Source organism: Chrysosporum bergii ANA360D, assembly GCF_029891735.1.
Lineage (GTDB): Bacteria > Cyanobacteriota > Cyanobacteriia > Cyanobacteriales > Nostocaceae > Umezakia > Umezakia bergii.
Map to the genome: position 1 here is coordinate 1 of NZ_JANQDH010000110.1, position 14,601 is coordinate 14,601.

At 47.0% G+C, this 14,601-nt stretch carries 3 protein-coding genes; all 3 read right to left on the reverse strand.

Going from position 1 to position 14,601, the window contains the following annotated elements; genetic code table 11:
- On the reverse strand, positions 1-4,925 hold a 4,925-nt coding region (locus tag NWP17_RS15970; RefSeq protein WP_280655865.1), incomplete at its 3' end, for an SDR family NAD(P)-dependent oxidoreductase.
- A gap of 4 nt (positions 4,926-4,929) precedes the next feature.
- Positions 4,930-13,683, reverse strand: a complete 8,754-nt coding sequence (locus tag NWP17_RS15975) for a type I polyketide synthase (RefSeq protein WP_006276842.1) — start codon at positions 13,681-13,683, stop codon at positions 4,930-4,932.
- Positions 13,684-13,697: 14 nt separating this feature from the next.
- A partial coding sequence (locus NWP17_RS15980) for an arginine deiminase family protein (protein WP_280655866.1) occupies positions 13,698-14,601 on the reverse strand: 904 nt, incomplete at its 5' end.

Below are 14,601 nucleotides of genomic sequence, written 5' to 3' on the forward strand. Positions count from 1 at the left end.
CGATAATACATTAATGAATCCAAAAACGCATTCGCTGCGGCGTAATTGGCTTGTCCTGGTTCTTCTATGAGCGACGCAACAGATGAGAACGCAACAAAGAAATCTAAATCGAGGGTTTGGCTCTGTTGGTCCAGATGCCAAGCTCCGCGTACCTTAGCCGCCATCACTTTTTCAAAACGCTCTTGATTTTGTTGGAGCAGGATGCCATCATCCAAGACTCCCGCAACATGGACAATCCCTCGAAGAGAGGTCTTGCGCTGACTTTCTACTAAGAGTCGTTCGCTATCTGCCGCATCAGAGACATCTGCCGCAATCAAATCAACCCTAACATCCTCTTGGCGTAGTCGGTCAATAATTAACTGGGCTTCTTTGGAGACCGTACCACGGCGACTATTGAGGATCAAGTGTCTTGCTCCAGCGTCCGCAAGGGCGAGTGCTACCTGCAATCCTAGACCGCCTAATCCACCTGTAATCAAATAGCTGCCATCAGGACGGATTCCTGTTTGAATCGGTGCGTGACATTCTGATTGATTACGAATTAGTCGTGCAACATAGCGCGTTCCTTGTCGGTAAGCAATTTGAGATTCATAGTCTATAGCTTGCATCTCTTTCAACAAGAGTGGTGCGATATTTGAGAGCGTGTCAAAATCTAAACAACGGCAATCAAATTCAGGGTGTTCGGCGCGGATGCTTCGACCCAATGCCCATAATGGGGATTGTTCGATTTCTAAATTCGCTAAGTCACTACCAACCGCTTGACTATTTTGTGTAATTAGCCATAATTTCGGGGAAAAACCCATGTGGCTAAGGGCTTGTACCAAATAAGTAAGACTAGTACATAAGTTTAAGACTATATCTGGTACAGTCAATTCTGTCCGATGATTAGAAGTATTTGTTAAATCATAACGATTCCATAAATAGAGTATATGTTCACAAGGTAATCTAATGTCCGTCAGAGTTTCTAAAAAATATTTATAGTCATGAGGAGAAGCAGGATTGATCGTGACAATTTTTGTCAGTTTCGTCACATCAAGATGTCCAGTGCGTCCAATGTGTTGCTCGGTCACTGTATACTCACTCCCAGGCACTACAAAAACACAGTGCTTTCCTTGGCTCTGCAAATATTCGGCTAAGTCCGCTCCTATTCCCTCTGGTTGTGCAAAAAGAAGCCATGTTTCTGCACCTGTCTTATTAATATCCAGCACCTCTGGGATTTGTAGAGGTTGCGATCGCCAATTCACTGTATAGAGCCAGTTATGCCAAAAGTCTGCCCTTAGTAAGCCTTCGGGCATAGCAGCACGAACTTCTAAACCTATAAATTCCGCAATAACTTGCCCGCTCTCATCAAACAGAGAAACATCCCATGTATATCTATCTTTTTCTGTTGCATGAACCCACCACATTTGTCCGTTTGCAGGCTGATAACAACGTAATTCATTCAGCGCAAAGGGCATTGTCGTTTCTGATTGCCTATTTTCATCGTCAGACGAAATTGCAAATGGGACTTGTGTACAGGCATCCAACAAACCGGGATGAATCACATATCCTTTAAACGATTCAATACTTTCCGGTTGTCGCAGACGCGCCAATGCTTCTCCATCGCCCACCCAGATTTGTTCTAACCAGCGAAAACGAGATCCAAAAACAAAACCTTTGTCTGTGAATGTTTGATAGAAAAGGTTGAGATCAATTTCTTGGGGACAACCCGCTTGTAGTTCTTCTAGCTCCACTTTAGGAGGTGCTGTATCTTCAAGCTTAAATTGCCCTTTTGCATGAATAATGGGTGTCTGAAAATCAGCATTTATACTGCTACTTTCAGGTACATTCTCAGCAAAACTGAACAATTCAAACTGCGTCTCGTCGCCACGATTGTGTGGCGCAGCACAAGAGAGAGAACAAGCAACTTGCACCATGTAATTTGCCTCATCAGAGATCACAAGAGGTACTGGGAATGTGACATCCTTTAGTAAATAAGTGGTTTGCTTTGCACTATTCCCTCCATTCAAATGACCATTTGCATACGACTCGGCAATACTTAGTATCATTGATAGATAACTTGCACCTGGCGACACAACTGAACCATAAATGCGATAGTCAGCAAGAAAGGGCAATGTCTCTAGACTAAATTCTTTCTCAAAAATTGTTTCGTTATGACGAGGCAGCTTCATGCACCTGTCCAGTAGAGGATGTAGATTTTTAGCGGCGTGCTTCTGTTGATCCAATTCTACCCAGTAACGCTCCTTCTGCCATGGGTATGTCGGCAGGACAACTTTATGTCGCACATAGTCTTTATTAAAACCGATCCAGTCAATCTCAACACCATGAACATAGAGTTGACTCAAGCTCTCCAACATCTGCTGCCAGTCGCTACGATTCTGACGCAAACTGGGCATCATCATTGGCATAGAAAATGGATTCTCAGAACTTTGTAACTCAACCATGCCCAGCAGTGTGGGTTTGGGACCAATTTCGAGCATGAAATTGACATTCTGTTCATGTAACACCTTAACCCCATCCGCAAAACGGACAGTCTCTTGCAGATGTCTCACCCAATAATCGGGAGTAGCGATTTCTTTATACACCTGTCCGCCTGTGACATTTGAGACAAGGTTAATTTGCGGTGGCCGATAGGTGATGGTATTGGCAACTCGGCGGAACTGACCTAATATTGGCTCCATCAATGGTGAGTGAAAGGCATGAGAGACCTTCAGTTGGCGTGTCTTAATGCCTTCGGCAACCAGATGTTCGGTAATCTGTTGTAATATCTCCCTTTTACCAGAGATAACCACACTCTCAGGTCCATTGATGGCCGCAATAGAAACCTCTCGGCTGACAGATTGAATTGCTTGCTCTATGCGCGATTTATTGGCCATAACTGAAACCATCGCCCCATCGGGAGGCAATTCTTGCATCAGACGGCCTCTTTCAGCAATTAGTTTGAGTCCATCCTCTAAAGAAAAGACACCCGCCACACAAGCGGCCACATATTCTCCCACACTATGCCCCATCACCACATCAGGCTCAATACCCCAGGAGCGCCACAACTGCGCCAGTGCATATTCAAGAGAAAAAAGAGTGGGTTGAGTATAGGCGGTTTCATCAATTTGGGATGGCGTTTCCAATCCCATTTGTTGGCTGGGATAGAGTATTGAGAGGATTGATTTGCCCAACAGTGAACGAAGAATCTCATCACATCGGTCAATGGTTTGCCGGAAGGTGGGTTGGCTCTCATAAAGTTCTTGCCCCATCCCCACATACTGTGAGCCTTGACCTGTAAAGAGAAAAGCTATTTTTGAGAGAGATGTCCTCTTCCCCTGCCCCTCTCCCGATTGGGCAAACGTTTCCAATTGTTGGCGCAACTGGGTTTTAGACTCTGCTACTACTGCAAAGCGATGTCTAAAGTGTTTGCGCCCTGTGTTGGCTGTAAAGCAAATATCCGCCAGACTCTCTTGTAAGTGTTCAGTGAGATAAGTTACATAACGCTGAGTAAGTTCTTGTAGTGCTTGAGGTGTCGCTGCTGATAAGGTAAAAACATACTGCTTTGAATGAATCTCTAAAGTAGACGGCTCTATTTTTGGGGCTTCCTCTAACACGACATGAGAATTAGTGCCACTAAAGCCGAAAGAACTTATCCCTGCGATGCGATCGCCAGTAGGCCAAGCTGTTCGTTCTGTGGGGATCCTGATTGGCAATTTATCCCAGTTAATGCGAGGATTGGGCTGGTGAAAGTGTAAATTAGGTGGAATTTCTCCATGCTGCATGGCAAGGACGACTTTAATCAGTCCAGCAATCCCTGCTGCTGCTTCTAGATGCCCAATATTTGTTTTAACTGAACCAATAATTAAAGGTTGGGAGCGTTGATTAAAGATCGTTCCCAACGCGCCGACCTCAATCGGGTCTCCTAGGGAAGTCCCTGTGCCATGAGCTTCTACATAGTTAACTTGTTCTGGTCTTATGCCACTATTGGCGAGGGCTTGGCGAATCACGTCGGCTTGTTGGGGACCATTTGGAACGGTCAAGCCACTCGTGCGACCGTCTTGATTTATGGCTGACCCGCGAATCAACGCCAAGATTTTATCCCCATCAGCTTGCGCGTCCGATAATCGTTTGAGGACTATCATGCCACATCCTTCGGCTCGGACATACCCGTTTGCCGACGCATCAAAGACTTTGCAACGACCATCGGGAGATAACATATGGGCTTTTGCTAACGAGACACTTTCCTCTGGGGCTATCAGCCGATGGACTCCCCCAACCAACGCTAAGTCACATTCTCGCTGACGCAGACTTATCAGTGACTGATGTACAGCGACCAACGACGAAGAACAAGCTGTATCTATCGAGAGACAGGGGCCTGTCAGACCGAGAAAGTAAGACAAGCGACCACTGGCTGTGCTATGGGCATTACCCGAAGCAAAATAAGTACCAATTGCTCCTTGCTTCAAGAGCGTTTCACGATAATCAAGGTTACTAATACCGACGAATACGCCCGTTGCCGAAGGTGGTATCACCGCTGCATTTTCCAGTGCTTCCCAACTTACTTCTAATAACAAACGTTGCTGAGGGTCAAGAGAAACCGCTTCTCGCGGTGATATGCCAAAGAATTGGGCATCAAACTTCTCAAGTTGCTCGACAAACCCGCCAAATCGCATTGATGTCTTGTCTGCGCGGTCCAAATTTTCATCTATGTAGGCATCAACAACCCATCGATTTTTTGGTATCTCACGAATAGCATCAACCCCATCACACAACAACTGCCAAAACGCTTCTGGACTATTCGCACCAGGAAAACGACAGCCCATGCCGACGATGGCGATAGGTTCACATTGGGTTTGCTTCAACCTGTTAACTTCAGCTTCCAGAGCCTCTATCTTGTGATAGGATTGCTTGATTAATCGTTCGTATGTTCTTAGTTTTTCATCCATGGGCTTAAATTTCCATCTCTAGTTTCGCGGACAGCAACTGCACGATGTCATCCATTGACGATATCTGATCTTCTTCATCAGATTCAGGCTCTTGTAGCTGCTCAGGGGTTCCCAGCAATTCATTGGCAAGATAATTCACAAGAGCCTGTTGTGTTGGATAGTCAAAAGCCAAAGTGGAAGAAAGAGAGCAGCCCAAACTGGCTTGTAACCTGTTTCTTAACTCGACAGAGGTCAGCGAATCCATCCCCAGGGTAAAGAAACCCACGTCTTGTTCTGCCAATAATGTCTTCGTGTCTATCCCCAAAACTTGGGAAACCTGCTCCCGAACATGAGCCTGCAAGAGAGTCAGACCCTCTTTGGGCGGAGCGTTCTCTAATTGCTCTCGAATATTATGCCCGTAACCTTGGGGGCAAGAGTCCCGCTCCTGCAAGGTTAGTTTACCTACAGAGGTGTCAATACTCTTCATGGCATCGCTGAAGAACGGCTGCGGAGTCAATTGCCTTGCTAAGAATTGTGTCCAGTTGATAGGCATGACACCCACTTGATACACCCCATTCTCGTCTTTGAGCAACTGCTCAAGAATTTGTAAGCCCTGTCCTAGCGTAATGGTTCCCTCTCCCTGTTTGCTGGACAACTTATCTAGTTCAAGTCGAGCCGCAATTCCCACTTCGCTCCATGTCCCCCAATTAATCGAGAGGCTCGGTAGTCCTAAGTGACGACGATAGGAGGCTAACCCATCAAGGAAAGCATTTGCGGCGGCGTGATTGGCTTGTCCAGCGTTACCTAACAAAGAGGTGGCGGAGGAGAACAGGACAAAGAAGTCTAAAGGCTGATTTTTTGTCAGTATATGTAGGTTCCACGCACCTGCTACCTTGGGATTCATCACTTCTTTAAAGGCTTGCCAACTTTGCTGCTGTAGAATCCCATCGTTCAATGTACCTGCCGCATGAATAACACCCCGTAATGGTGGGTAGGTTACTGCTGAAAGTGCTTGGGCTAGTTGTTCTGCATCAGCAATATCGGCTTGTAAAACTTTCACGGAAGCTCCGAGTTGCTCTAGTTCGCTTAATTGAGCTTGCTGTTCCTCCCTCGCACCACGTCGTCCGACTAGCACAAGGTATTTAGCCCCATTTGTAACCAGAAAACGAGCCACCACTAACCCCAGTCCGCCTAAACCACCAGCAATCAGATAGCTGCCATCATCACGGAAGGTAAGAGCCTCTTGTGTGCCTTTCTCTCCAGGATTGGGGCGGTCTAAGGGCGAAAGTCTTGCCACATAACGTGTTTGCTCACGAAAGGCTATTTGCTTTTCATGAGGTCGTGTTTGCAGATCAGGCACAGACATTGCTGATGCAGGGTCTTTTCTGGCGAGAAGTTCATCCCTAAGCACTTCTACTTGCGCCTTAACCTTCCCATTCGGGTCTAAATCCATTTGTGCTACTTGTAGCTCTGGGTGTTCGAGTGCAATTACCTTTCCCATGCCCCAGAGGGCTGCTCCAACTACATTTTGAACATGATGTTCGTTAACGGCTTGTGCGCCTAGGGTGACAAGTGACAAGCGAGGGTTTTTTGGATAGTTTGCTAATGCTTGAACTAAATGCAGCGTACTGCTGCAACTGAAAATAGTGGCTCTATCTAAGTCAGTGGAAACCATACTCCAACAATGTACAATTTCTTGTATGTTCGGTACTCGGTTCAATAACTGTTGCCACTCTTCAATATCTCCAGGATTGATTGTAAACGTTTGTGAATCTCTCTCTGTGTACTTTTCCCCTGGCAAGAGGAGTATACAATCTTCTCCTTCTTCACGTAGCTGTTTGGCTAGTAGTCCACCAATCTCCTCGTCAGCCAAGATCAGCCATCTTCGGGGTTTTCTGATGGCTGGTTCATTACGCGCCACAATCACCGCCTCCCGTGGCAATTTATGGGGGCTATCTATTTTTGGCCATAAGGCGGTTGTTTGACTAAATCCCATTTCTGACAACAAGATTTGCCACTGCTCAGGAGACAATAGCGGATGGTTGGGGCGTAAGTCATGGTCTGTAAACTTCCACCAGCCTTCTGTTAAGCCAAAGGTTAAATCAGCCCAGCGTGCGGGTTCGCTGTCTTCCATCAGGATCAACATCCCGCCCGGCGCTAATAATTGCCGGATATGTACAAGAGTTTGACGCAGGTCACTAGTAGCATGCAAGACATCCGCTGCTACGATTAAATCGTATATTTGGGGTTCAAATCCTTGCGCCTGTGGTGCTTGTTCGATATCTAATACCTGATAACGTACAAACGGGTAATCTTTAAAACGCTCTTCCGCTTTGGCAAGAAAAAAGGCACTAATATCGGTAAAGACATATTTTGTCTGATCCCCAGGCAGATGCGGTAACAAGTAGGCTGTGGTTCCACCTGTTCCAGCACCAATCTCTAAAATTCGCCAACCACGTTCCGGCGGCAACTGCTCCAGGGCGGAAAGAAGCGCTTCTTGGACTAGAGTATTAGTAACACCCAAAACTGGGGCTTCACGATAGAGTTTGCTTAACGTTGTTGTGTCCCCTGCGGGAAAGAGCAACTGTATGGGGTCACATTTTCCTTGTAATACTTCGGCCAATTTTGCACTGCAACGGGAAACCAGTGTGACTTCGGCTTCTGCTTCTTTGGCTTCGAGGTCGTCAAGAAGTACCTGTATATCAATCGTTTCCGGGTATGAAATGACTTCCCATATCGTCATCAAGTTTTCGCTGCGGAGTATGTCTGCTTCGGCTAGAATGTCGAGCAAACGAGCGAATAGTTGCCGATGTTGATCAACGATTCCTAACGCTGATACCTTCTGGGCGGTGGAAAAACGCTCACCGGGTTGAAACAGCCAGCCCATTTGTCGGAAAGCCGCCACAACGTAAGCTAGACTTAACCTTTCCAGTTGGGTATAGGCGATCGCATAAGTCGCCAAATTAGCTTCGATGATCAATGTCGCTAACTTTGTTTCCAGGCGTTTCCGAATCTTATCTGGGGTTGGCAGGTAATTCGGTAAAAGTCCAAAACAGGCTTGAGGTTTCCACAGGACTTGATAAAGCCAATTTCGCCAAGTATCTTGCGATCGCAACATTGCTTCCCGTCCCACAAGGACAGATTGCACACCAAACATGATGGCAACCACACGACCCTGGGTATCAAATAGATGCAAGTCTGCAATCAATTTCTTTGGCAGCAAATCAATACCCTGCCTTTGATCTGTATCCAAAGGAGGCCGATATTGGGCGCGACACCAAAGTTCTGAACTGGGACGACCATAGACTTGTAGACCCTCTATACCAACAGGTACATAAGTCTGGCCTTGGTTTGCTTCAGGATAAGAGACCGTTATCATTTGCAGCCCCGCATCCAAGATTACAGGATGGAATTGGTAGGCATTGGACTCATGAAGCAAGATTTCTGGCAAGCTGACCTTGGCGAGTGCGATCGCATCATGACTTTTGGCAAAGGAGAGCGGATAACGCCAAAGCTGCTTCACCCCACGCATCATTGGACCCATATCCAGCCGGCGCGCCATTTCTTCCTGATATAGCACATCTACTGACACTTCTTCGGAACAATGTGCCTGTAACGCAATCAAGTCAATTGGCTCGGTTTCTAGCACTTGCTCTTGGGCGACTAGCTTACCAGAGGCATGAAGCACCCAAGAGTTTTCTTTTTCTAAAGAGAGGATTTCAAAAAAATAAGCTGACTCTTCCTGTGGGCTTAATACTATTTGCACAGTTTGCCCTTCATCGGGAATAATCAGTGCTTGGGCGATGGATACATCTTCGAGCCAAAATATACTGTCTGGTTTAAGTGCCTTCCCTGCTGCCAGTGCCATCTCAAAATAGGCGACACCCGGAATGATGACATTTCCAAATACTTTATGATCAGCAACCCATATTGGGAAGTCGGAGTGGATGAAGGTTTGAAAGTAAATCTCTTGAGTCCGCGACAAATGCAGCCGTTGACCAAGCAGAGGATGCTGCGCCACGCTGGCGTTACGAGTTAGCTTGGTGGTATTTGTGGCTTGTAATACTGATTGCCGTTGACGAATAATTGGCTCTACCCAATGCCGCTCTCGCTGCCAAGGATAAGTCGGTAGTGGCACACGGCGACGAGCATACCCCTGATCGAAACTGCTCCAATCTACGGTTACACCTGCTAAGTATAGATCACGCAAACTACTTAACACCTGTTGCCAATCATCCTGTTTTGGGCGCAAACTAGGCAACCAAAGTCCCTCTTGTTCAGGCAAGCAGTCGCGTCCCATGCCTAAAAGAACAGGTTTAGGACCGATTTCTATAAATACGTTTACCCCTTGACCCTCAAGGCTCTCCATTCCCGCCGCAAACCGGACGGGCTGTCGCACATGACGTACCCAATACTCTGCGGTGGTGATCGGAAGTTCATCGGGACAAGATTCATGGCTTGCCAATGTTCCCGTTACATTAGAGATAAGCTTGATTTGAGGTTGCGAGTAAGTGACCTCTTGTGCAACCTGCAAGAAAGAGTCTAACATTGCTTCCACTAGCGGCGAGTGGAAGGCATGGGAGACGTTTAGCTTCTTGCTTTTGATGCCCTCAGTTTCCAAGATGGCACAAATAGCATCAATCGCTTGCTGTTGCCCAGAAATTACAACACTTTGTGGGCCATTAATCGCGGCGATCCCTACCTGTCCCCCATAAGGTAAAATGATATCTGCAATACGCTTCTCGCTTGCCATCACGGAAACCATGCTCCCATCACGAGGAAGTGCCTGTATCAGTCGTCCTCGTTCTGCAATCAGTTTCAACCCATCCTCTAAGCTAAAGACTCCCGCCACACAAGCGGACACATATTCACCTACACTATGACCTATCACCACTGAGGGCTGGATGCCCCACGACTTCCATAATTGATAGAGCGCGTATTCGATGGCAAAGAGTGCGGGCTGGGTATAGGCTGTGTCATCTAATGAGAGTCCATGCTCAGATGAACCAAAAATAACGGAGAGAATGGACTCGATCCCTAAATTTTGGAGAATGGTTTCACATCGGTCAAGGGCTGCACGGAATGTTGATTCAGTATCGTAGAGGGTGCGCCCCATGTTAATGTATTGTGAGCCTTGACCTGTAAACAGGAATGCGATCGTCGGCGGGGCATTTTTTTTCTGTGCTGAAATCGCAGTCTGTGCAGTTTCCAGTTGTGCCTGTAAGCCAGGGATTGATTCGGCTACAACCGCTAGGCGATGCTCAAAATGCTTGCGTCCCGTATTGGCTGTGAAACAGAGGTCGCCTAAGTTAATATCAAGGTGTGTCTCGTTATGTTGGATGTAGCGTTGCACCAACTCATGCAAAGCCTCTTGTGTATGGGCAGAAAGCGTCAGCAGATGATGACTGCGTTCTGGCAAAGAAGAGAACAATGTGGGTTGCTTTACAGGCGACTCCTCCAGCACAATATGGCTGTTAGTTCCACCCACACCAAAAGAACTCACCCCCGCCCGCCGAGGATAACCATTCCTTGACCATTCGCGTAGTTCTGTGTTGACAAAAAATGGGGTTGCGTCAAAATCAATCCGTGGATTAGGATTGGCATAGTGCAAGCTCGGTGGAATCTGTCCATATTGTAGAGCTAGAGCAGCCTTTATCAGTCCGGCAATGCCTGCCGCCTCATCTAAGTGGCCAATATTAGTTTTAACTGATCCAATAGCGCATTGTTGTTTACCAAGGACGCTGTCCGTACTACGCTGAAATGCCCTTGCTAACCCTGCTACTTCAATCGGATCACCCAATTGGGTGGCTGTGCCATGAGCTTCTACATAGCCAATGGTGCTTGCATCTATGTCAGCGATAGCAATCGCCTCGCTAATTACATCAGCTTGCCCATCCACGCTCGGTGCTGTGTAGCCCATCTTGAGCGCACCGTCGTTGTTGATGGCTGTGGCTTTGATGACTGCCATAATGTTGTCGTTATCGTCCAGTGCATCCTGCAACCGTTTAAGCAAAACCAAGCCGCCGCCATTGCCAAATATAGTCCCTTGGGCTTCGGCATCAAAGGCGCGACAATGACCATCCTGGGAACGAACCATGCCTTCTTCGTAGAGATAGCCCCCCTTCTGTGGTACAACCACAGAAATACCACCGGCTAAAGCCATTTGACACTCTCCACTAATGAGACTCTGACAGGCCATGTGAACCGCAACTAACGAGGTTGAGCAGGCGGTCTGCACATTGACGCTTGGACCCTTGAGATTCAGCTTGTAAGAGATGCGTGTAGCAAGATAGCTCCGGTCATTGCCAATTTTAGCCTGAAACTGCTCCATATCCGTTTCAATAAAGGGTTGCTCGGTAATTATGCCTAAAGCAGAGCCAATATTGTTAAGCAGATAGGTACTCAGGCTTGAACCAGCATAAACACCAACTGGTTCTGGATAGGTTTCGGGGTTGTAGCCAGCCCGTTCAAATGCTTCCCAGGCACACTCTAGCAAAATCCGTTGCTGAGGGTCTGTCACCGCAGCTTCTTTGGGGCTGTAGCCAAAAAAGGTAGCATCAAATAATTCAACGCCTTCTAGCACCGCACCTGCTTTGACATAAGCGGGATTATTAAATAACTCAGGCAAAGTCTGCTCTAGCTCATCATCACTAAAAAGGGTGATGGATTCAACACCATTACAGAGATTATGCCAGAACTGCTCAATCGTTTCAGCACCCGGAAAGCGACCTGCCACACTGATGATGGCAATATCGTTGCTGTCACCGGACTGCTTTTTACGTACTTTCTTGTGCCTGGATGCTGTATCGCTTGAGGTTGTGTCTCCTTGGCAATCAATATATTGTGCCAATGTCTGAATTGTGGGATATTGAAAGAGTGAGACAGCGGACAAATTAATATTAAAGGTCTCGCACAGGAATTTGTGCGCTTGAGTCAATAGCAGTGACGTACCGCCTAGATCAAAGAAATTGTCGTGGGTTCCCACAATATCTACAGCAAGATAACTGCCCCAAATCTCTGCTAAACGTTTCTCTGTCTGGGTACGAGGCTTGACAAGTGGGGTAGACAATGCAGGGCGATCGCCTTTGGGATCAGGTAATGCCCTGCGGTCAAGTTTACCACTGGGAGTCAACGGCATATTACTGATATTGATGAACCGAGTGGGTATCATGTATTCTGGCAGCACCGCTTCCGAATATTGACGCAGGATAGGTTCAAGTTTGTCGAAACTGAGATTAAGTGTATCCTTTGCTATGATATACCCTACCAACTGTGTATGACCTGCAATCTCCCGTGCCACAACGGCACATTCACGCACAGCTTGGTGACTTGCCAGCACGGACTCAATTTCCCCCAATTCCACGCGGAAACCTCGGATCTTAACCTGGTGGTCTATCCGTCCTAAATGCTCAATCGTGCCGTCGGGTAGGTAGCGTGCCAAGTCCCCTGTGCGGTAGAGTTTTTTAGCGTTCTCATTAGCCCCAAATGGATTGGGAATAAATTTTTCATTCGTTAGGTCAGGCAAATTGTGATAGCCACGAGCCAGTCCAATACCACCAATACAGAATTCACCCTCTCCACCAAGAGGTACAGGTTGCTGTGCCTCATCCAGAATATACACTTGAACATTGTGCAGTGGACGACCCACTGGCACCAGTGTTGGCCAGCCCTCTGGATTGCCCTTGAGGGTATGAGTGGTGGCATCTTGAAATTCTGTTGCCCCGTAGTGATTATGCAACATCGCCCCGGTTTTCTGAAAGAGGTTGGCGACAGCAGGTGTGATCTGCATCTGCTCCCCGGTAGTGATAACTTCGCAAAGCGCGAGGGAGGTGCTTTTATTCCCATTTACAGCTTCGGCCAACTGTAGTAATGCTATAACGGGAAGAAACAATTTTTCAATTTTCTGTTGACTGATGAACTCAGCCAATGCAAAGGGATTTTGGCGCACTGCCTCTGGCACCAAGACCAATATCCCGCCAAGACAGAGGGTAGAAAAAATTTCATGGCAGGAAAAGTCAAAGCTGACTGCACAAAATTGCAGCGTCCTAACACCCTGAACCGAAGGCCGCGTTTGCTGATGCCACCAAAGCATATTCACCAGTGAGCGATGTTCCATCAAGATCCCTTTGGGATTTCCGGTAGAGCCAGAGGTGTAAATGCAGTAAGCGAGATTATTGGGGAGAACCTGTGTCTGAATCCCTTGGGAAACCGAAGTTGCCTGGCATTGCTGAATCAAGGTATAAAAATAAAAATGTAATAATCTCAAGTATTGGTTATGTAATAGTTTAGCTATCGCTAAAAAATGAAAATCATACTCAAATATCTCTTGATCTAAATAGACGGTTTGGCACTCTTGCAATGCAGGTATGGTTAAGGCAAGTTTCTTAGCGACATCCGTTGAGGTTAGTAAAATACGCGCATCCGAGTCCCGCAACATATACTCTATGCGATCGCCAGGATAGCCTACATCCAAAGGCACATAAGCACATCCGGCTTTTAGGATACCCAACAAACCAATAAAGAGTTCTGCCGAACGCTCGATGCAGATGGCGAGGAGGTCATCGGGTTGACAGCCTAGGGACAAGAGATGCTGGGCTAGGTGGTTAGCGCGTACATTTAGTTCCCCGTAGGTAAGGGATTGCTCACCGTCAATGAGAGCGATCGCATCCGGTCGCTTTGCGGCTTGATCCTCGAACAAGTGGTGAATGCAACTATCTGGAAACTCAGATTGTGTTCCATTCCCATCAAATAGTATCTGTGGGCTTTCTCTCTTTTGCATAACTATAAAACCTACTAAATGATGAAGCGAGAAACGCCATTGGTTGATGCAGTTACCGGCGTATAGTTTAGTTTAGGGAAGTAATCCTCACAGGTTCCCGTGCGATGGATATCCCAGGTGGCACAATGGAGCGAACCGCCAAACTCAAAGACATTGCGAAAGGGAATTGGATAGACCTCAAAGCCGTGTTTATCTAGCAACTCATGAAGCGGATGCTCTTGCTCTTCACAGATGACCTTCTTGGGGGAAATGCTTAACACATTCATCGCCAACCACTTACTGGACTGGCAGAACATAGGCATCTCATCGTCGGTGGAAGTGGGGAGGGGTGCTTCGATGAATTGCCAACCGTTATCCATGAAGAGTTTCTCTTCACCCTCTTTGATGGGGCGATCTGGATTCACTAACACAACCCCAGGTGCTAAGGGGACAAAAGTACAATCAATGTGGGATGGGAAAATATCTAGTGGGAAGTGAATATCATGCACGCGGAAGCGACGCGGCTCTAAATGCCGTTTGAGCCAGCGAATCCCTGCACGATTAGTCGTCATTGACTCCTGCACAAAAATATCACGGCCAAAGCGGCTACAGTCTGCTGCGTCAAAAATCACCTCATCCTGGGTGACGCAGAACTCAAAATCATGCATACTCTCAAATCGATCTTCCATCGGACACTCCCAGAAATCTTCGCGGTACATGGCATTTTGCATAGTCGGTTTAGGCGCAGCATTCCAGATCATATCTGGATCTTTATGCCAATATTCATAGACTAGTTTGCGATAGGGTAAATACTCAAAGAAGCGTGACCGCCGTGACATAGTTGCTTCGAGAATTTCGTTCCCAAAGGTGATCATAACATCACGTGGGCAGACCGCACAATATTGATTCTCTACCTCAAAGAATGGTGTCTTCACAGAC

Bases quoted from the DNA above. Each gene is read 5' to 3' on its own strand.
- NWP17_RS15975 (WP_006276842.1), bottom strand. From the start codon at position 13,683: ATGCAAAAGAGAGAAAGCCCACAGATACTATTTGATGGGAATGGAACA.